Source organism: Solilutibacter silvestris (assembly GCF_002895945.1).
GTDB lineage: Bacteria > Pseudomonadota > Gammaproteobacteria > Xanthomonadales > Xanthomonadaceae > Solilutibacter > Solilutibacter silvestris.
Map to the genome: position 1 here is coordinate 46,197 of NZ_NPZB01000001.1, position 19,456 is coordinate 65,652.

17 protein-coding genes are annotated in these 19,456 nt (G+C 62.3%); 4 read left to right on the forward strand and 13 right to left on the reverse strand.

Features of this window, described 5'->3' with window-relative positions:
- Positions 1-2: 2 nt before the first annotated feature.
- Together Lysil_RS00225 and ubiE are read right to left on the reverse strand one after the other, a co-directional pair.
- On the reverse strand, positions 3-1,961 hold the full coding sequence (locus Lysil_RS00225; RefSeq protein WP_103073598.1) for a M1 family metallopeptidase: 1,959 nt from the start codon (positions 1,959-1,961) through the stop codon (positions 3-5).
- Between the two features lie 47 nt (positions 1,962-2,008).
- Positions 2,009-2,770, reverse strand: a complete 762-nt coding sequence (ubiE, locus tag Lysil_RS00230) for a bifunctional demethylmenaquinone methyltransferase/2-methoxy-6-polyprenyl-1,4-benzoquinol methylase UbiE (RefSeq protein WP_103073599.1) — start codon at positions 2,768-2,770, stop codon at positions 2,009-2,011.
- A 167-nt stretch (positions 2,771-2,937) separates the two neighbouring features.
- Here ubiE and Lysil_RS00235 point away from each other — a divergent pair, with 167 nt between their 5' ends.
- The gene (locus Lysil_RS00235) at positions 2,938-4,389 is read left to right on the forward strand and encodes an MFS transporter (RefSeq protein WP_103073600.1); all 1,452 of its coding nucleotides are present in this window, start codon (positions 2,938-2,940) and stop codon (positions 4,387-4,389) included.
- A gap of 49 nt (positions 4,390-4,438) precedes the next feature.
- On the opposite strand, the gene Lysil_RS00240 is transcribed toward Lysil_RS00235, so the two are convergent.
- The 3 genes from Lysil_RS00240 to Lysil_RS00250 are packed head-to-tail and all read right to left on the reverse strand — an operon-like array spanning position 4,439 to position 5,397.
- Positions 4,439-4,666 carry a CopG family antitoxin gene (locus Lysil_RS00240; protein ID WP_103073601.1) on the reverse strand — a complete coding sequence of 76 codons (228 nt, stop codon included), beginning with the start codon at positions 4,664-4,666 and terminating at the stop codon, positions 4,439-4,441.
- 3 nt (positions 4,667-4,669) lie between these two features.
- Entirely contained in the window at positions 4,670-4,948 is a 279-nt protein-coding gene (locus tag Lysil_RS00245) for a BrnT family toxin (protein WP_103073602.1), read from the reverse strand.
- 56 nt (positions 4,949-5,004) lie between these two features.
- Positions 5,005-5,397, reverse strand: coding sequence for a transcriptional regulator (locus tag Lysil_RS00250; protein ID WP_103073603.1), 393 nt, complete (start codon positions 5,395-5,397; stop codon positions 5,005-5,007).
- 193 nt (positions 5,398-5,590) lie between these two features.
- Between Lysil_RS00250 and Lysil_RS00255 the strand changes: the two genes are divergently transcribed.
- The 3 genes from Lysil_RS00255 (at position 5,591) to Lysil_RS00265 (ending at position 10,382) form a co-directional block, all read left to right on the forward strand.
- Positions 5,591-7,108 (forward strand): site-specific DNA-methyltransferase, encoded by a 1,518-nt coding sequence (locus Lysil_RS00255; protein ID WP_103073604.1) that lies wholly within the window; start codon positions 5,591-5,593, stop codon positions 7,106-7,108.
- Between the two features lies 1 nt (position 7,109).
- Positions 7,110-9,758, forward strand: coding sequence for a DEAD/DEAH box helicase (locus Lysil_RS00260; RefSeq protein WP_103073605.1), 2,649 nt, complete (start codon positions 7,110-7,112; stop codon positions 9,756-9,758).
- Between the two features lie 138 nt (positions 9,759-9,896).
- A complete protein-coding gene (locus Lysil_RS00265; protein ID WP_103073606.1) occupies positions 9,897-10,382 on the forward strand; it encodes a cupin domain-containing protein in 486 nt (161 codons plus the stop codon).
- 45 nt (positions 10,383-10,427) lie between these two features.
- On the opposite strand, the gene hslU is transcribed toward Lysil_RS00265, so the two are convergent.
- The 8 genes from hslU to Lysil_RS00305 form a co-directional block, all read right to left on the reverse strand.
- Positions 10,428-11,789 carry an ATP-dependent protease ATPase subunit HslU gene (gene hslU / locus Lysil_RS00270; RefSeq protein ID WP_103073607.1) on the reverse strand — a complete coding sequence of 454 codons (1,362 nt, stop codon included), beginning with the start codon at positions 11,787-11,789 and terminating at the stop codon, positions 10,428-10,430.
- Positions 11,789-12,340 carry an ATP-dependent protease subunit HslV gene (hslV, locus tag Lysil_RS00275; protein WP_103073608.1) on the reverse strand — a complete coding sequence of 184 codons (552 nt, stop codon included), beginning with the start codon at positions 12,338-12,340 and terminating at the stop codon, positions 11,789-11,791. The genes hslU and hslV overlap by 1 nt, the downstream gene beginning before the upstream one ends.
- A gap of 133 nt (positions 12,341-12,473) precedes the next feature.
- Positions 12,474-13,310: a tyrosine recombinase XerC gene (xerC, locus tag Lysil_RS00280; protein ID WP_240600236.1), complete on the reverse strand. Its 837-nt coding sequence runs from the start codon at positions 13,308-13,310 to the stop codon at positions 12,474-12,476.
- 53 nt (positions 13,311-13,363) lie between these two features.
- Positions 13,364-14,038 carry a DUF484 family protein gene (locus tag Lysil_RS00285; protein ID WP_103073609.1) on the reverse strand — a complete coding sequence of 225 codons (675 nt, stop codon included), beginning with the start codon at positions 14,036-14,038 and terminating at the stop codon, positions 13,364-13,366.
- A 16-nt stretch (positions 14,039-14,054) separates the two neighbouring features.
- Positions 14,055-14,885, reverse strand: coding sequence for a diaminopimelate epimerase (dapF, locus tag Lysil_RS00290; RefSeq protein WP_103073610.1), 831 nt, complete (start codon positions 14,883-14,885; stop codon positions 14,055-14,057).
- A 4-nt stretch (positions 14,886-14,889) separates the two neighbouring features.
- A complete protein-coding gene (lptM, locus tag Lysil_RS00295) occupies positions 14,890-15,111 on the reverse strand; it encodes an LPS translocon maturation chaperone LptM (RefSeq protein WP_103073611.1) in 222 nt (73 codons plus the stop codon).
- A complete protein-coding gene (locus Lysil_RS00300; protein ID WP_103073612.1) occupies positions 15,108-17,258 on the reverse strand; it encodes a S9 family peptidase in 2,151 nt (716 codons plus the stop codon). Before Lysil_RS00300 ends, lptM begins: the two co-directional genes overlap by 4 nt.
- Positions 17,258-19,399, reverse strand: coding sequence for a prolyl oligopeptidase family serine peptidase (locus Lysil_RS00305; RefSeq protein WP_425477140.1), 2,142 nt, complete (start codon positions 19,397-19,399; stop codon positions 17,258-17,260). Before Lysil_RS00305 ends, Lysil_RS00300 begins: the two co-directional genes overlap by 1 nt.
- Positions 19,400-19,456 lie beyond the last annotated feature (57 nt).

The following is a 19,456-nucleotide window of genomic DNA, read 5'->3' on the forward strand; positions in this document are numbered from 1 at the left end:
CGTCACTTCGCCGCCGGTTGCGCCGCGGGCGCCGCCTTCTCCGCCTTGTCGATCACGTCCTGCACGCTGCCGGTGGTGATCGGGTGGTATGACGGCTTGGCCTGCGCGAACACCTGCTTGGCGAACGCCAATCCATCCGGCGTCTTCACCAATTCGACGTAGGTCGGCATGATCAGCTTGCGGCGACCAACACGTTCGATGAACTTGCCGAGTTCGGGCCGCGCCTGCACATAATCGCTGCGCACGGTGAGCGGATACCAGCGCATCGCGATCTCGCCATTCGGCGTGCCGGTGAAGTGATAGGCGGCATCGAGTGTCTTCAGTTGCTCGATCGGCAGCGTCTGCGGCAAGCCTTCGAGGAAATGTTCCCATTCCTGCGTGCTGTACTTCGCGGTCACCGCCTTGTCCGGCAAGCTGGCACCGGCCAGCCATGCCTTGAGCGATGCATCCACCGCATCGAACTTCTTGGAATCGGTCTTCGGCGCGTCGGCGGGAACGCCGGGTTCGTACACCCACTTCTCGACTTCGGCCATGCTGACCTTGCCGGGATACTTGTCGATCAGGTTGGCCTTGAGGTAATCGAGCATCTGCCTGGTGGTGATGCTCTGGAACGCGAAGTGATCGAAATATCCCTTCAGGAATGGGTCGAACACGTCGCGGCCGTACTTCTGTTCCAGCCATTGCCAGAACCACGCGCCCTTGGTGTAGACGGTCGCGCTCGACGAACCATCGGGATCGGCCAGCGTGCCCGGCTTCAGCGACAGCAACTGCAACTTGGGATCGAGCGTCTTGTATTCCTCGGCCAGTTCGCCGCGATCGATCGCGTTCTCCATGTCCTTGGCGTCGAGGCCATACAGCGCTTCGGTGATGCGACTCTGCACGTAGGTGGTGGTGCCTTCATTCAACCACGCGTCCTTGTCGGTGGCGAAGGTGACGAGGTTGCCCGACCAGCTGTGCGCGAGTTCATGCGCGACCAGCGACACCAGCGACTTGTCGCCGACGATCACCGTCGGCGTGGCGAAGGTGAGCCGCGGATTCTCCATGCCGCCATAGGGGAACGACGGCGGCAGCACCAGCAAGTCATAGCGATCCCAGCGATACGGGCCGTACAACTTTTCGGCGGTATCGATCATCTTGCCGGTGTCTTCGAATTCCTTTTCGGCCTTGCCGACCATCGACGGTTCCGCCCACACGCCACTGCGGCCGTTGATCGGCTTGAACACCAAGTCGCCCGCAGCGATTGCCAGCAGGTACGACGGGATCTTCTGCGGCATCTTGAAGGTGTAATCGCCAGTGCGCTTGGCATCGGGCTTGTTGTCGGCGCTCATCAGCACCATCACGTTTTTCGGCGCGGTGACGTGCGCGGTGTAGGTGAAACGGATCTGCGGCGTGTCCTGCAACGGCACCCAGCTGCGTGCGTGGATCTGCTGCGACTGGCTGAACATGAAGGGCGTCTTCTTGCCTTCGGTCATCGCCGGATCGAGCCACTGCAGGCCGGAGGCGTTCGGCGACGTCACGTAGGTCACGCGCACCTTGGCGGGACGATCCGGCGTATCGATGGTGAGTTTGTTGCCAAGAATCTTGTCGGCCGGCGCCAACGCGAACTTCAGTTCCTTCCACTGGCCATCGGCGGCCTGCCCTTCGGCCTTCTGGATGGTGATGTCGCGGGTGTCGAGGACCAGCTGCGTCGCCGACTTGTCGAGCCAGTCCAGCGTATAGGTCGCGGTGCCGGCGATCGTCTTCTTGTCGAAGTCGAGCGCGAGGTCGAGCGCCAGATCAGTGGTGCGGACCTTGTCGGGCTGCGAGTAGGAATGTTCGTCCACCACCGCCTCCTTGGTCTGGGTCGCGGGCGCACTGGTCGCGGCGGTCGCAGGTGGCGGCGCCGAGGCCTGCGGTGCGGGCGCCTGCGGGCAGCCGGCGAGGCCGAGGGTGATGGAAGCGGCGAGCAGCGTCTTGCGCATGGGAGGCTCCGGACGGCGGAAACCTCCGAGTTTAACGCTCCCGCGGACTAGACCTTGTAGCCGGTATGAATGGCGACGATGCCACCCGACAGGTTGCGGTAGTCGCAGCGCGCGAACCCGGCCGCCTGCATCATCTCCTTGAGCGCATCCTGCGCCGGATGCTTGCGGATCGATTCGGCGAGGTACTGGTAGCTGTCGCCATCCTGCGCGAACAACTTGCCGAGCTTGGGCAGGATGTTGAAGCTGTGGAAATCGTAGATCGGCTTGAACCAGTCGGCGGTGACCTGCGAGAACTCGAGCACGCGCGCCTGGCCGCCGATCTTCAGCACGCGATGCATCTCGCGCAGCGCGGCATCCTTGTCGGTGACGTTGCGCAGGCCAAAGGCAATGGTGACGAGATCGAAGCTGGCATCGGGGAACGGCAGTGCTTCGGCATTGCATTGCACGTACTCGAAACCGTTGACGTTGCCGCGGTCGGTCATGCGGTCGCGCCCGACTTTCAGCATCGCGCCGTTGATGTCGCCCAGCACGATCTCGCCGGAGTCGCCGACGCGACCGCGCAGCAAGGCGGCGATGTCGCCGGTGCCGCCGGCAAGGTCGAGCACGCGATCGCCACGCGACACCGAGGAGGTCGCGACGAAGTAGTGCTTCCACACCCGATGCACGCCCAGCGACATCAGGTCGTTCATCAGGTCGTACTTGCCGGCCACCGAGGTGAACACCTCGCCCACCAGTTTCTGCTTGTCGCCCACCGGAACGTCGCGATAGCCGAAGTGGGTGGTGCCGGGTTTGTTGCTGGAATCGTTCATGGGGGGATTATCGCATCGCGGCGCGCGAAGACATGTCATCACCCCTTGTTTGTGCGTCGCAGCATCGCATGTTTGGATCGATGCTAACCTCGCCCTGCCTGTGCCTGCGGCGGCGTGGTCCGTGCAGCCCACAGGCACCTCATCCTGCCCTGATGACGACGACAATCATGACGAAGCAACAAACCCGCTGGTCGCAATTCGGCGTACTCATCATCGTGTTCTTCTTCTGGGGCTTCGTCGCCGCCAGCAACGACATCCTGATCCCGGTGTTCAAGCAGGCGTTCCACTTGAGCCAGGCGGAAAGCCAGTGGGTGTCGAACGCCTTCTATATCGCTTATGCCGTCGGCTCAGCGATCTACTTCCTGTATTCCAAGATCTCGGGCAGCGACGTGCTGAACCGGATCGGCTACAAGAACGGCATCTGCCTCGGCCTGGTGATCTCGGCACTGGGCACACTGTTGTTCATCCCGGCCGCCAACCTCGGCTCCTTCCCGCTGATGCTCTCCGGCCTGTTCGTGGTGGCGCTGGGCTTCTCCCTGCAGCAGATCGCCGCCAACCCGCTGGCGATCATGATGGGCGATCCCAGCACCGGCGCGCAGCGCCTCAACATGGCCGGCGGCGTCAACAATTTCGGCACCACCATCGGCCCGCTGCTGGTCAGCTACGCCATCTTCGGCAGTGCCACCGCCAGCAATGCCACGGCCGACATCGGCAACGTCAAGACCCCGTACCTGTTCCTGGGCGCGGCTTTCCTCATCGTCGCCGCAATCCTCAAGTTCTCGTCGGTGCCGAACAGGCTCGACCTCGACAAGGTCGCGGAAGAGGAAGCCGAGGACGCCAGCAAGCTGATCCACCGTCCCTCCGTCTTCGCCTACCCGCAGCTGGTGCTGGGCATGCTGGCGATCTTCCTGTACGTCGGCGTCGAAGTCTCCACCGCCGGTAACCTGCCGGCCTACCTCAAGCAGAATCTCGGCGTGCCCACCGCACAGGTGGCGCCTTTCATCTCGCTGTTCTGGGCCAGCTTGATGATGGGCCGCTGGACCGGCATCCCCGGCGTAATGGGCGTACAGCCCGGCCTGCAGAAGGCGCTGATCCTAGTATTCCCGTTCCTGGCATTCGCGGTCTATCTGGCGGTCAATGCCGTTGCCAAGCACGACACTTCGCAGTTCCATCTCTACGTGGTACCGATCGCGATCATGGCCGTCACCGCACTGGCCAGCCACGGCAACCCGGCGCGGATGCTGAAGTACTTCGCGATACTGGGCATGACCGCGCTGGCCGTGGGCATGCTCACCTCCGGCCTGCTGAGCGCCCTCGCCTTCGTCTGCGGCGGACTGGCCTGCAGCGTGATGTGGCCATGCATCTTCACCCTCGCCATCACCGGCCTCGGCAGGCATACCGGCACCGGTTCCAGCTTCCTGATCATGATGATCATGGGTGGCGGCCTGGTCAGCATGTTCCAGGGCTGGCTGTCCGAGCACATCGGCATCCAGCTGAGCTATCTGGTGGGCTTCTGCTGCTTCGCCTACCTGGGCTTCTATTCCTGGTTCGCCGCAAGGCAGATCAAGGCCCAGGGCATCGATCTGGAGAAGGTCGCCACTGGCGGCGGCGGTCACTGATTGCGGGAGTTGTTGCCGTGAAAAAGCCGCCCGATGGGCGGCTTTTTTGTCACGTCTTGGTCGATGGCCACGCGATCTGCACCTTGCGATGCGTCATCACGCAATCGCGCAGATACAGATTGATGAGGCTCTGATAAGGGACACCGGCATCATTGGCCATGCCCTTGAAGTACTCGACGACGTCCTCCGAGAGACGCATGGAGACAGGCTTCTTGAGCTTCGCCGCGTAAGGATTCTTCCGCGACTTCATTTTGGAAAAATCGTACTCGGCTTTCATCGGTCAACCTCCAGAGTAATGGCGGGTTTCGGATTTGGTGGCTTTTCTGGCGGAAATGATCCGAACGACATCTTCGCCTTCCCGTTCGCAGTGGCAAACGACCAGCAAATTGGCTTCGCTGCTCATGCCGAGCATGATGAAACGATCTTCCTGTCCGGAATGGGCATCATCAAAAAACTGGACAGCAAACTCGTCATAGAAGACGGTTTTTGCTTCCTCGAAAGAAACGCCGTGTTTCTTCAGGTTGGCAGTTGCCTTGCCCGGATCCCACTCGAATCTCATCCATACATTGTATGGATCACCTTGAGAAAGTCAACCCGAGGCGTGCCCAAGGCCGCTCAGGACTTCGCCGAGACTCCCGTCAGCGCGGCGACCAGTTCCCGCACCAGCTTGCGCTGCGGCGATGACAGGGTGAGATAGCCGTCGACCATCACCCGGTCCTGCGGACCCAGCCCGGCTGACCAGTCCTGCCTGGCTTCACCAGTGCGACTCGGCGTGCCGTACTGCAACGTCTGCGGATCGACACCGACGATGCTCGCCAGCGTGCGGATCTTGTCCTGCCGCGGCATCACCCGGCCGTTGAGCCACTGCGAGATCGCCTGCGCGGTGACCGGCGTGCCGCCATAGCGGGAATTGAAACGCTTCTCCACCACGGCGGCACTGGCCTCGATGCCAGCCTCCCGCAAGGCCGTCCGGAGCCGTTTCGCAAATTCCGCTTTCTCGTCCTTCATGGATCAGGACGTTAGGTGGCATCCCGCCCGCACATGGAAAGTTTTGCTTTCCATTTGATGAAAGATTTGCTTTCATTGAAAGGGTCATCGTCTGCCCTCCGGGTTCATGCCCAAGTCCCTGCTCGAACAACTGCCGGAGATCGTCAGGGAAGGCCATCGGCAGACCGGGCGCATGCGGATGGAGCGGCGCTAGATGCCGCTGCTGTCCTGGTTCAATCGCGACGAGGACCTGACGCGCGCGGCGCGGGTGAAGTACCGTCTGCTGGAACCGGTAGCGAGCCTGTCGCATGGCGAACCCGATTCGCCCAACATGCTGATCGAGGGCGACAATCTTGATGCACTGAAAGCGCTACTACCCTATTACGCCGGGCAGGTGAAATGCATTTTCATCGACCCGCCCTACAACACCGGCAGTGCGTTCGAGCATTACGACGACAACATCGAGCATTCGCAGTGGCTGTCGATGATGTATCCGCGGCTGGAGTTGTTGCGGGAGCTGTTGTCACAGGACGGATCGATCTGGATCACGCTGGATGACAACGAGGCGCATTACTTCAAGGTGATTTGCGACGAGGTTTTCGGGCGGAAGAATTTCATAACAACGGCATTGTGGCGCAAGAACTACGCACCGAAAAGTACTGCAAAACACCTATCAGTTGACCACGACCATATCTTTATCTATGCAAAAGATGAGGCCGAGTGGCAGCCGAACCTCATGCCGCGCACGGAGAAACAAAACAAAGCATACAAAAACGTGGATAACGATCCTCGTGGCCCGTGGCGTCCGAACAACCTCGCGGCGCGCAATTTCTATAGCAAAGGGACGTACCCGATCACATGTCCCAGTGGCCGCGTGATTACCGGGCCACCGAAAGGTTCCTATTGGCGGGTGAGCGAGGAGAAATTCCGCGCGCTGGATGCAGATGGCCGCATATGGTGGGGGCAGAACGGCAATAACGTACCCGCACCGAAAATATTCCTGACCGAAGTGAAGCAAGGCGTAACGCCACAAACATGGTGGTCCTATGAGGAAGTCGGACATACGCAGGACGCCAAGAAGGAAATCGTCACGCTATTTGGCGATGATGTTTTCGGAACACCAAAACCGGAACGATTACTAGAACGCATCTTGCATCTCGCCACCAATTCCGGCGACCTGGTCCTCGACAGCTTCCTCGGTTCCGGCACCACCGCAGCCGTCGCCCACAAGATGGGCCGGCGCTGGATCGGCATCGAAATGGGCGATCACGCGCGCACGCATTGCCAACCACGGCTGGTCAAAGTCGTCAACGGCGAACAGGGCGGCATCTCCGAAGCGGTCGGCTGGGCCGGTGGCGGCGGTTTCCGTTTCTTCAAACTCGGCAAGCCGGTGTTCGATGAAGACGGCCACATCGACGACAGCATCCGCTTTGAGCATCTGGCCGCGCATGTCTGGTTCGCGGAAACCGGCACGCCGCGCTCGACCCGCGCGAAGAAGGAACCGTTCCTCGGCGATCACGGCGGCGTCGGCTATTACCTGCTGTTCAATGGCATCCTCGGCGACGAACGCAAGTCCGGCGGCAACGTGCTGACCCGGCGCATGCTGCGTTCGCTGCCGAAGTTCGATGGCCCCAAGGTGATCTACGGCGAAGCCTGCGACCTGCCGGCGGAGCAGTTGTGCGAACTCGGCGTCACCTTCCGCCAGACGCCCTACGACATCAAGGCCCGCTGACATGGCGCTCGATCTCAAGCTTTATCAGCGCCGCGCCCTCGCCTCGCTGGAACGATTTTTCGATGCAACGCAATTGAGGGGGCCAGCCGAGGCGTTCGCAGCCAGCGTGGACAAGGGCCTGGTCGACCAGTACAAGCCGATGCCGGGATTGCCGGACGTACCCTATGCATGCCTGCGTATCCCGACCGGTGGCGGCAAGACGGTGATGGGTGCGCACATCATCCAGTTGGCGGGTCGCGCATTGCTGGATCGCGAATTCCCGCTGGTGATGTGGATGGTGCCGACCACCCAGATCAAGACGCAGACGCTGGATGCATTCCGCGATCCGCGCCATCCCTATCGGCAGGAACTGGATGATGCCTTCGGCGGACAGGTGGCGATTTTCGACGTCGCCGATTTCGCGCAGATTCGCCCCGCGGATCTCGGCACCAAGGTGAGCGTCGTCATCTCCACCGTTGCCGCATTGCGGGTCACCGACAAGGAAGGGCGCAAGGTCTACGAGCATCACGAGGATCTGGAAGCGCATTTCAGCGGTAGCGCGAAGGATCTCGACTACCTCGATCGCGACGCGAAAACAGGCAAGGCACTGGCATCGTTCGCCAACCTGCTGAAGCTGCACGGCCCGCTGGTGATCATGGACGAGGCGCACAACGCGACCACGAGATTGTCGTACACGGTGTACGAACGCCTGGGGCCGCGTGCGGTGGTCGAGTTGACCGCCACGCCGGATATCGCGAGTTCCAACGTGCTGGTGAGCGTCTCCGCCTTCGAGCTGAAGGCCGAGAACATGATCAAGTTCCCCGTGGTGCTGAAGGAGCACAACGGGCAATGGCAGACGGCGGTGAGCAGCGCGGTGGCGCGGCGCAAATCGCTGGCGAAAACCGCGCTGGACGAACCGGACTACATTCGCCCCATCCTGCTGGTGCAGGCCGAAAACGCGCGCGGCGCGGCGACCGTTGAAGAAGTGAAGCGCCATCTGCTTGAGGTCGATGGAATCAGGGCGGATGCTATCGCCATCGCCACCGGCGGCCAGCGCGAGATCGATGGGGTCGACCTGTTCGCGAAGGATTGCCTGATCGAGATCATCATCACCAAGCAGGCGTTGAAAGAAGGTTGGGACTGTTCCTTCGCCTATGTGTTCTGTTCGGTAGCGCAGGTGCGCAGCGACAAGGACATCCAGCAATTGCTCGGTCGCGTGCTGCGCATGCCCTACGCAACGCGACGTCGGCAGGAGGCGATGAACAAGGCATATGCGCATGTCGTCACCGAACGCTTCGGATTAGCCGCGGGTGAATTGACGCAATCGCTGGTCAACATCGGATTCAATCCGATGGAAGCTGCCGCCGCGATCCGCGACGACCGTTCGAATCGTCCCGAATTGCCGCTGTCCGGCGGCGAGACGAATGCGCCAATGCTTCCGACCACGCATATCGAAGTGACGAAAGCACCCAAGCTGGATGACGTGCCCGAACGCGACCAGCCCCGCGTCGTGTTCACCCCGAATGTGGACGGGAACGGCGGCATCATCGCCATCACCGATGACATCGACCCGGCAACGGTGGAGGCCATCGTTGCGGCCGTGCCCACGCGCGAACGTGCAGCCGTGGCGGTGAAGATCGAACAACACCAGATGGTCACCGCCGCCGCCAAGGCACCCAGCGAGCGTGGCATGGAGTTCCGCGTGCCGCGCCTGTGCATGGTGGAGCAAGACGAACTGGAACTGGTCGACCGCGGCGTGGTCTCCGCCGAATTCCGGTGGAATTTGCTGGCAACGGCGCCTGATCTGGCGAGCTTCCACTTCAACGACGACAGCATGACTTTCGAGGTCGATCTCGATGGCGCGATGGTGAGCTATCACCAGGTCAAGGACGATGCCGCGACCTATCTGCCCGGCTTTGCGCAGGATCGCAGCGAGTCCGACCTGATCGGTTGGCTCGATCATGAAATCCGCGAGCCGTCGATCAAGCAACCCGTGCTGCGTGAATGGTTGCGTCGTGCAGTCGATGGCCTGTTGCGCGAGCGCGGCTTCTCGTTGGCGCAATTGTTGAAGGCACAGTTCATCCTGCGCCGCAAGCTGTCCGAACAATTGCAGATTGCGAAGGAGCGTGCACATGCAGACGGTTTCCAGCAGGCGTTGTTTCATGATGGCCTCGAACTGGTCAGCAGCGACGCACCGGGCCACGCCTTCATCTATCCCGCAGACATGGCGCTGTACCCGGCGCATTGGTATTACCGGGGCGCGTATCGCTTCCGCAAACACTATTACCCGATACCCGGCGATCTCGACTGGAAGACTCACGGTGGCAAGGTCGGCGAAGAATTCGAGTGCGCGCAGCAGATCGACATGCTCGACGAGGTCGAATTCTGGGTGCGCAATCTCGTCCATGCATCGCAATTCTGGATGCCGACGGCACGGCAACGCACCTATCCCGATTTCGTGGCAAAACTGAAGGACGGGCGCCTGCTAGTCGTCGAATACAAGGGCGGCGATCGCTTCAGCAGTGATCAGGAAAAGGAAAAGCGCATGGTTGGCGAGCTGTGGGCGAAACGCAGCAACGGCAAAGGCTTGTATCTGATGACGCAGAAGGTCGACGAGAAAGGCCGCAGTATGCGTGAACAATTACTCGCTGCTATTGCCGGCGAACAGTAACCAACCTCACAGCCCCTTCGCACCGTATTAACACCCGCGGAGAACAATCCGGGAGCCGGGACCATCCCAGGCCGCCGACGCCATGGCCAGTCGGCCCATGGCAATTCGCGAAGGATCGCACGCATGGAGGCTCACCTCATGAAATTCTCGTATCGCGCCACGCTGCTAGCGTTGGCGCTCGTCGGCGTTGCCGCACCAATCAACGCCACCCCACCGGCCGAACACATGGCGATGCATGCCAATGCACTGCAGTGGGGCGATGCACCGCCGGGATTGCCCAAGGGCGCAAAGCTCGCCGTCCTGTCCGGCAATCCGGGCGCCGATGGCCTGTTCACGATTCGCCTGAAGATGCCACCGGGCTATCGCATTCCGCGTCACACCCATCCCACCGACGAGGCGGTGACGGTGATCCAGGGCCATCTCGACTATTCGATGGGCGATGCTGCGAGCGCGCACGCCGGGATGCTCGGCGCGAATGATTTCGTCAACATGCCGGCAGGAATGCAGCACGCCGTTTCCAGCAAGGGCGGCGCCATTGTCCAGGTGCAGGCGATGGGCCCATTCCAGATCAACTACGTGAATCCGGCTGATGATCCGCGCGGCATGGAACACAAGATGAAGTAACGGATCGCTCGGGCAGCGGCGTCGCGATGACGCCGCTGTTCTTTCTTACAGGATGTAGCGCGACAGATCCTGATCCTTCACCAGCTCGCCGATGTGGCCATCGACATAGGCGCGATCGATCACCAGCGTGCCACCGCGATCCGGCGCCTCGAAACTCAGCGATTCCAGCAAACGTTCCAGCACGGTGTGCAAGCGCCGCGCGCCGATGTTTTCCTGGCGATCGTTCACTTCCGCGGCGATCTCGGCGAGGCGATCGACAGCATCGTCGCCAAAGCTGAGTTCAAGTCCTTCCGTCTTCATCAGCTCGACGTACTGTTTCGTCAACGCGGCTTTCGGCTCGGTGAGGATGCGGACGAAATCGCCCTTGCCGAGCGCGCCCAGTTCGACGCGGATCGGGAAGCGACCCTGCATTTCCGGAATCAGATCGCTGGGCTTGGCGAGGTGAAACGCACCGCTGGCGATGAACAGGATGTGGTCGGTGCGCACCGGGCCGTACTTGGTGCTGACCGTCGAACCTTCGACCAGAGGGAGAAGATCACGCTGCACGCCTTCGCGGCTGACATCGGCGCCATGGCCTTCACTGCGCTTGGCGACCTTGTCGATCTCGTCGATGAAGACGATGCCGTGTTGCTCGCAAGCCTCGATCGCGGCTTCGCGCACTTCGTCCTCGTTGACCAGCTTGGCGGCTTCCTCGTCCTGCAAGGCGACGCGCGCGGCCTTCACCGTCAGCGTTTTCTTGTGGGTCTTGCCGCCGGAGAGTTGCGAGAACATCGAGCGCAATTGCTGGCTCATTTCCTCCATGCCCGGCGGCGCCATGATGTCGACACCGACGTTGACGGTGGTTTCGATTTCGATCTGGCGTTCGTCCAGTTCACCGCTGCGCAATTGCTGACGCAACTTGCGGCGCGTGTCGGATTCCACCGCCGAAGGTTCGTTGCGCACGTCCGCGGCATTGAAGCCGAAACCGCTCGGTGCGTGCTCGCGTTGCGGAAGCAGGGCATCGAGGACGCGGTCTTCGGCACGTTCTTCGGCCTGGGTGCGCACGCGTTGCTTGGCCTGCTCGCGATAGAGCTTGACCGCGGTATCGGCGAGATCGCGGATGATCTGCTCGACGTCCTTGCCGACGTAGCCGACTTCGGTGAAGCGCGTCGCCTCGACCTTGACGAACGGCGCATTGGCGAGCGTCGCCAGTCGCCGCGCGATTTCGGTCTTGCCAACGCCGGTCGGGCCGATCATCAGGATGTTCTTCGGCATCACTTCGTGCCGAAGTTCATCGGACAGTTGCGCGCGCCGCCAACGATTGCGCAACGCGATCGCGACCGCACGCTTGGCCTGCTGCTGGCCGATGATGTGGCGATCGAGTTCGGCGACGATTTCGCGCGGCGTCATGGATGAGGAATCGGTCATCACAGTTCCTCCACCACGATGTTGCGGTTGGTGTAGATGCAGACGTCGCCGGCGATCTTGAGCGCCTCGACCGCGATGGTCTTGGCATCGAGTTCGGTATGCGCGATCAGCGCGCGCGCCGCCGACAGCGCGTACATGCCGCCGGAACCAATTGCGATCAAACCGTCTTCCGGTTCGATCAGGTCGCCGGTGCCACTGATGATCAATGATGTTTCGGCATCGGCCACCGCCAGCAAGGCTTCGAGCTTGCCGAAGCGACGTTCGGTGCGCCAGTCCTTGGCAAATTCGACCGCCGCGCGCAGCAGCTGGCCGTGCTTCTCCAGTTTCGATTCGAACAGCTCGAACAACGTGAACGCATCGGCCGCCGCGCCGGCGAATCCGGCGAGCACGCGCCCGTCCGTGCCGAGGCGTCGCACCTTGCGCGCATTCGATTTCATCACCGTGTTGCCGAGCGTGACCTGGCCGTCGCCGGCGATCACCACTTTGCCGTTGCGCCGCACCGAACAGATGGTGGTGGCGTGGAACACGGTTGGATTCTGACTGGGGTCCATCGGAGTCTCCTTTGAGCTCCCGATCTGGGGTCGCCGGATGCGGACTCAAGCCGCGCCGCGATCTTTACCCGGTGCGGATTACCTCGGGCCGCCGCAGCGGCCCTCGACACCCATACGGCGAGGCGCTCCTGCCTCAGCCCCCCGTCTTCCGCTTCGCCCGCGGATGCGCGCCGTCGTAGACCTTGGCGAGGTGCTGGAAATCGAGATGGGTATAGATCTGCGTGGTGCTGATGTCGGCGTGGCCGAGCAATTCCTGCACCGCGCGCAGATCGCCGGAGGATTCCAGCATGTGGCTGGCGAAACTGTGGCGCAACAAGTGTGGATGCACGCGCTTGTAGACACCCTGGCGCTGCGCGAGCTGGCGCATCCGTGACTGCACCGCGCGCGTGGTGATCGGCGCGCCGCCACGACCGGGAAACACCGGCGCGTCGGTGGCCGAATGCATTGCACCGCGCCACGCCGACAGCGCCTTGCAGGCATGCGATCCCACCGGAACCGTGCGCTGCTTGTTGCCCTTGCCGGTGACGGTGACGAGACCACTATCGAGATCGAGTGCATTCCAACGCAGGCCGCACAATTCGCTCACGCGCAGGCCGGAGGAATAAAACAGTTCCAGCATCGCGCGATCACGCAGGCCGAGTGCGGCATCGACATCGACTTCGACCAGTTGCACCGCTTCGTCGACGTCGAGCACCTGCGGCAGGTTGCGCGGCGCTTTCGGTCCACGCACGCCATCGGCGGGATTGGCCGCGACCACGCCGTTCTTCAGCAACCAGCGAAACCAGCTGCGGCACGACGACAAGCGGCGTTGCAGGGTTTTCGCCGAAAGTTCCTTGCGATGTCCGTCGGCAATCCAGGCGCGGATATGGTTGGCATTGGCACGCGCGGGATCATCGATGCCCTGCCCTTCGCACCAGTGCACGAACTCGCCAAGATCGCGGCGATAGGCATCCAGCGTATGTGCCGACATCGCCCGTTCGACCCGGAGATGGTCGATGAAGGCGGCGATGCCATGCGCGGTGTTCACGATGCGGTGTAGCGATCCAGCGCGGTGGCGAAGGCTTCGGCCATCATCTTGGCGAACAGCGTGCCCATGCCCGGATAGAAGCGGTTGGCATCGCTGCTGCCGACCGCAACCAGGCCGTGGCCGGCAATCGGCAGCAACAGGCTGGACGACACGTCGTCGGCGCTGCTCCCGTACAACACCGATTGCTTGTCGGACTGCAGGCGACCGGACAACGGCTGGCCATCGCCGATGCAATCGCGGAACGGTGCCAGCACCGACGAACCTTCATCGGCATGCAGGAACCATTCCTGCCCATCGAGTTCGGCGACGTTGCGGAACAGCAGTACGCGCACGCGATCACCGTGGAAATCCTCGGCCAGGCTCGCCGCCATCGCGCGCACGGTATCGGCGCGCGTGGACTGGCGCATCAATGCCAGCGTCAACTGGTGCGAGCGCACGGCCAGGCGTTCGTTTTCCTCGGCATTGGCGAAGAGATCGTGGAGGCGACGATTGAGTTCGCGGTTCTTGTCGCGCAGCACTTCCAGCTGGTAGCTGGCCAGCGATGCGGCGCGCCCGTCTTCGCGCGGCACTTGCAGTGTCTGCGCGAGATCGGGGAACTGCTGCAGGAAGCCCGAATGGTGGCGCAGCCAGGCCGCGACTTCGTGGGCACCGAGTTTTTCGTTGTGATCCATGCGTTCGACCTATCCTTTAGGAATCCAGTTCGCCTTCGAACACGAAGGCCGTCGGCCCCGTCATTGTGACCGCAGAAGAGTCATCCGGCCAAGCGATGCGCAAGGCGCCGCCAGGCAGCTCCACCGCAACATCGCGACCGATACGACCGCGTCGCATCAGGACCGCCGCCGCCGCACAGGCGCCGCTGCCGCAGGCCAGGGTTTCGCCGGCGCCGCGTTCGTATACGCGCAGGCGGATGCGATCAGGCGCCAGCACCTGCGCAAAACCGATATTGGCGGAATTCGGGAACATCGACGATGACTGCAGCGCCGGACCGATGCCCGCGACATTGGCGGCGCGCACATCATCCACTTCGATCACTGCATGCGGATTGCCCATCGACACCGCACCGAAGGCGATGTCTTCCTCTCCCACATGCACGCGATAACTGTCAGCGGCGACAGTGCCTGCCGCCAGCGGAACGGTGTCGGGCGCGAAATCGGGAACACCCATGGCGATGCGATAGCCGCCATCGGCGAGGCGTTCGACCGCGTGCGTGCCGACCGGACTGTCGATGGCGAAACGATCGCCCTGCGCCGCACTATCGCGCACCAGCCACGCAGCGACGCAGCGCGCGCCGTTGCCGCATTGTCCGGAGGGCGAACCATCGGAATTCCAGATGCCGTAGCTGGCGATGGAACCCGCTGCATGCGGAGCGGAGATGGTCAGGATCTGGTCGCAGCCGACGCCACGGTGGCGATCGCCGAGCAGGCGGCAAAGGTCGGCATCGGGTGCAGGCGCACCGTCACGCAGATCGATGACGACGAAGTCGTTGCCGGCGCCATGCATCTTGCTGAAGCGCATCATCGCCTCAATGTTTCGGTGCCGGCGTGGCCGGTGGCTCCTGGGCGGGCTGCGCGGCCGGCTTCGGTTGCGATTGGCTGTCGGTCGGCTGCGACTGGGTGTCCGCTGGCAGCGCCGGGGTCGTGGTTTCGACCGGCACCGGCTTCTGCGGCATCACCAGCGGGCCCTTGTTGCCACAGGCCGCGAGCAGGCAGGCGGCGACCAGTACGAGGGGGAGTTTGATGTTCATGCTGGAAGTGTAGCGCGGCCGGATGAAGCCACACCCAACTCATCCAGCATGAATGCGTACATCTCCGCGGACTCGCGATAGCGCCGGAAGCGGCCGGATTTGCCGCCGTGACCCGCCTCCATGTTGATGCGGAACACCACCGGATACGACGACGTGTTGACGTCGCGCAGGCGCGCCACGTATTTCGCCGGTTCCCAGTACTGCACTTGCGAATCCCACAGCCCGGTGCCGACGAACATTGCCGGATAGGCCTGCTTCGCCAGATTGTCGTACGGCGAATACGACAGCATGTAATCGTAACTGTCCTTGCGTTCCGGATTGCCCCACTCGTCGTACTCGTTGGTGGTGAGTGGAATGGTCGGATCGAGCATCGTCGTCACCACGTCCACGAACGGCACCTGCGACAGGATCACCCGATAGGCCTGCGGCGCCATGTTCGAGATCGCGCCCATCAACAGGCCACCGGCGCTGCCACCCATCGCCGCGACGCGATCCTTTGCCGCGTATCCGTGTTCGACCAGCCAGCGGGTGACATCGATGAAATCGTTGAAGGTATTCGTCTTCTGGAACAGCTTGCCGTTGTCGTACCAGTCGCGGCCCATTTCCTCGCCGCCGCGGATGTGCGCCAACGCGTAGACCATGCCGCGATCGAGCAGGCTGATGATCGAGACGCTGAACGCAGGATCCATCGAATGCCCGTAGCTGCCGTAACCGTACTGCAGCATCGCCGCCGTGCCGTCGCGCTTGAAGTCCTTGCGATAGACCAGCGACACCGGCACCTGCACGCCATCGCGCGCCTGCACCCACACGCGTTCGGTGGCGTAATTGCCCTGGTCGAATCCACCCAACACCGGCTGCTGCTTCAACAGGTGGCGCTCGCCAGTTTTGATGTTCACCTCGTAAGTGATCGCCGGTGTTGTCAGCGAGGTGTAGCTGTAGCGCAACCACTCGGTATAGGGCTCGGCATTGACTTCGAGGCCCATCGAATAGGCGGATTCGTCGGCCTTGACGTATTCCTCGCGACCATCGGCGTGGAGGATGCGGATGCGCTCCAACCCCTGCGAACGCTCGTCGATGGCGCTGAATCCGTCGAACAGTTCGATGCCTTCGATGAATACCGCGGGATCGTGCGCGATCCAGTCCTGCCACTCGCTGCGCGACGTGTCGCCGTCGGACGCGGTGACGATCTTGAAATTCCTGGCGGGCACGCCGTTCGCGTCCGGGGCATTGGTGCGGATCACCCAGCGCCCGTCGAAATGATCGGCGTCGTATTCGACATCGCGCTCGCGCGGCGCCAGCACCTTGAAGTCGGAAGGATCGGCGGCCGGCGCGTAGCGTTCCTCGTTCGACACCGTGCTGTGCATGCCGATGGTGATGTAGAGATCGTCGCGGGTGCGGCCGAGCCCCATGTAGTAGCTGTCGTCTTCTTCCTGGTAAACCACGACATCGTTCGCGACATCGCTGCCGAGTACGTGTTTCTTCACCCGCACCGTCAGCAGCGTCTCCGGATCGTTCTCGATGTAGAGCAGCGTGCGGCCGTCGTCGGCCCACTCGGCATCGGCGCTGGTGCCGGCAATGGCATCGGGCAATACCGCACCGCTGGCGAGATCGGTGAAGCGCAGCGTGTACTGGCGACGGCCATTGGTGTCATCGGCCCAGGCCATCATGCGATTGTCGCGGCTGATCGCCACCGGATGCGCGGAGTAGTACTCATGACCCTGCGCCAATACGTTGACGTCGAGCAGCACCTGCTCGTCGGCGAAATCGCCGGCGGCGTTGGCCTGCTGGATCGAAGCGGCATCGATCCTCGCGCCATCCTTGCGTCGCGCGTGCACCGGATAGTCCTGTCCGGCGACATAGCGCGAGTAGTACCACCAGCCACGGTCGCGATACGGCACCGAGCTGTCGTCCTGCTTGATGCGCGCGACGATCTCGTCGTACAGCGTGTTTTCCAGCGGCTTCAGGCGCGCCAACATCGCATCGGCGTAGGCGTTCTCGGCATTGAGATACGCCAGCATTTCCGGGTTTTCGCGCGCGTCATCGCGCAGCCAGTAGTACGGGTCTTCGCGCGTCGCACCGAACGGCGCGGTGACGACGTGGGGTTTCTTCGCCGGATGCGGCGGCTGCGGTTTGCTGTTGTCCATCATCACTTCTTCCCGAGCACGTCCCACAGGAAGGCATAGTTCAGCGCCCAGGTCTTGGCGGTCTGCTCGCTGGTGGAACCGGCGCCGTGGCCGCCTTCGATGTTCTCGAAATAGCGCACGTTCTTGCCGGCCGCTTCCATCTTCGCCGCCATCTTGCGGGCGTGACCGGGATGCACGCGATCATCGCGCGTGGTGGTCCAGATGAAGGTCGGCGGATATTGCTTCGCCGGATCGAACAACTGGTAGGCCGAGAACGTCTTGATGTAATCCCAGTCGGCGGTATCGGGATCGCCGTACTCCGCCATCCACGAGGCGCCGGCCAGCAGGTGGCTGTAGCGCTTCATGTCGAGCAGCGGCACCTGGATCACGATCGCGCCGAACAGCTGCGGGTATTGCGTGAGCATGTTGCCCATCAGCAGGCCGCCGTTGCTGCCGCCCATGGTGCCGAGGCGCTTGGGCGAAGTGATCTTGCGATCGATCAGGTCCTGCGCGACCGCCGCGAAATCCTCATAGGCCTTGTGGCGATTCTGCTTGAGTGCCGCTTCGTGCCAGCGAGGACCGTACTCGCCGCCACCGCGGATGTTGGCGACCACGTAGACGCCGCCCCCGCTCCCATCAGGCCCGTTCAGCCACGCCTTGCCGATGATTCCGGAATAGCCCGGCATCATCGACACCTCGAAACCACCGTAGCCATACAACAACGTCGGGTTGTTGCCGTCGAGCTTCATGTCCTTGCGATGGACGATGAAATACGGCACCCGCGTACCGTCCTTCGAGGTGACGAAGTGCTGTTCCACCACGTCCTTCGAGGCATCGAAGAATGCCGGCATCGACTTGAGTTTTTCCGGTGCTTTGCCAATCTCTGCGATCGACAGCGTGGTCGGGGTGAGATAGCCGGACGCCGTCATCCACACCGCATCGGATTCCACCGCATCGACCGCCGAAATACCGATCGCACCAATCGCGGGCGCGCCGACGAATTCGCTCTTCTTCCAGCCACCCGTCCTCGGCGTCAACACCTGCAGGTGGTTCTTGACGTCATCGAGGATGTTCAGCACCACGTGATGTTTCGTCCACGTCGCGCCAGCCAGCGAAGTCGTCATGGTCGGTACGAACAGTTCGGTCAGCTCGCGCTTGCCAGCCATCCAGTCGTTGAAGTTGGCGACCAGCATCGAACCGGCCTTGTAGGTCTTGCCGCCCAACATCCAGTCCGTACGCGGTTCCAGCACCAGCCAATCGCGCACGACATAACGCTGCATCGAATCGGGCACGTCGATCTTCGCCAGCGTGCCATCGGCTTTTCGCTGGAAAGTTTCGTTGTTGTAGAAATCGATGGTGCGGTTGACGAAATCACGCTCGTAACCGGGGGTGTCGTCGTGATTGGCACTGATCGCCATGTCGACCGGCTTGCCTTCGTACACCACCTTCGCGTCCGCCATCGGGGTACCGCGCGACCACAGCTTGGCGATGCGCGGATAGCCCGATGTCGTCATCGAACCGGCGCCGAAATCGGTCTGCACGAAGACGTGGTCGGCATCGATCCAGTCGAGCCCGCCCTTGGCCAGCGGCTTGACGAAACCATCCTTCACGAACTGCCGCGTCGTCATGTCGAACTCGCGCGCGGTGTCCGCATCGGAACCACCCGGCGACAGCGAGATCAGGCATTTTCTGTAGGCCGGACGCAGGCATTGCGCGCCGTGCCACACCCAGTTGCTGCCCTCGGCCTTGTTGAGCGCGTCGAGGTCGATGATGGTTTCCCACTTCGGCTGCGCCTTGCGATATTCCGCCAGCGTGGTGCGCCGCCAGATGCCGCGCACGTGCTGCTTGTCCTGCCAGAAGTTGTAGTACCACTCGCCCTGCTTGTAGACGCCGGGAATCTTGGCGTCGGAATCGAGGATCGCGCGGATATCGGACTGCAGTTTTGCGAAACCGGGCTTGCCGCCAAGTTCGGCCTCGGTGCGGGCGTTGTGTTCCTTCACCCATGCCATCTGCTTGTCGCCGTGGATGTCTTCCAGCCACTGGTTGGCATCTTCCGGCGTGGCCTCTGCCTGTTTGGAACCGTCCTGCATCGCTGTCTCCGCGTAGCCCGCTCCCGTGAATCCCAGCGCGGCGGCGACCACGGCGATCGAGCCGAACGAGGCGATGCGCAATCCGTGATTCATGGGGCGATCCGTGTCTTGGGTGATCGCCAAAACTAGCAC

Coding starts and splice junctions, on each gene's coding strand:
- Lysil_RS00300 (WP_103073612.1), bottom strand. CDS start 17,258: ATGATGGACAACAGCAAACCGCAGCCGCCGCATCCGGCGAAGAAACCC.
- Lysil_RS00250 (WP_103073603.1), bottom strand. CDS start 5,397: ATGAAGGACGAGAAAGCGGAATTTGCGAAACGGCTCCGGACGGCCTTG.
- hslU (WP_103073607.1), bottom strand. CDS start 11,789: ATGACCGATTCCTCATCCATGACGCCGCGCGAAATCGTCGCCGAACTC.
- hslV (WP_103073608.1), bottom strand. CDS start 12,340: ATGGACCCCAGTCAGAATCCAACCGTGTTCCACGCCACCACCATCTGT.
- Lysil_RS00255 (WP_103073604.1), top strand. CDS start 5,591: ATGCCGCTGCTGTCCTGGTTCAATCGCGACGAGGACCTGACGCGCGCG.
- Lysil_RS00245 (WP_103073602.1), bottom strand. CDS start 4,948: ATGAGATTCGAGTGGGATCCGGGCAAGGCAACTGCCAACCTGAAGAAA.
- dapF (WP_103073610.1), bottom strand. CDS start 14,885: ATGATGCGCTTCAGCAAGATGCATGGCGCCGGCAACGACTTCGTCGTC.
- lptM (WP_103073611.1), bottom strand. CDS start 15,111: ATGAACATCAAACTCCCCCTCGTACTGGTCGCCGCCTGCCTGCTCGCG.
- Lysil_RS00240 (WP_103073601.1), bottom strand. CDS start 4,666: ATGAAAGCCGAGTACGATTTTTCCAAAATGAAGTCGCGGAAGAATCCT.
- xerC (WP_240600236.1), bottom strand. CDS start 13,310: ATGTCGGCACATACGCTGGATGCCTATCGCCGCGATCTTGGCGAGTTC.
- Lysil_RS00285 (WP_103073609.1), bottom strand. CDS start 14,038: ATGGATCACAACGAAAAACTCGGTGCCCACGAAGTCGCGGCCTGGCTG.
- Lysil_RS00260 (WP_103073605.1), top strand. CDS start 7,110: ATGGCGCTCGATCTCAAGCTTTATCAGCGCCGCGCCCTCGCCTCGCTG.
- Lysil_RS00225 (WP_103073598.1), bottom strand. CDS start 1,961: ATGCGCAAGACGCTGCTCGCCGCTTCCATCACCCTCGGCCTCGCCGGC.
- Lysil_RS00265 (WP_103073606.1), top strand. CDS start 9,897: ATGAAATTCTCGTATCGCGCCACGCTGCTAGCGTTGGCGCTCGTCGGC.
- Lysil_RS00235 (WP_103073600.1), top strand. CDS start 2,938: ATGACGAAGCAACAAACCCGCTGGTCGCAATTCGGCGTACTCATCATC.
- ubiE (WP_103073599.1), bottom strand. CDS start 2,770: ATGAACGATTCCAGCAACAAACCCGGCACCACCCACTTCGGCTATCGC.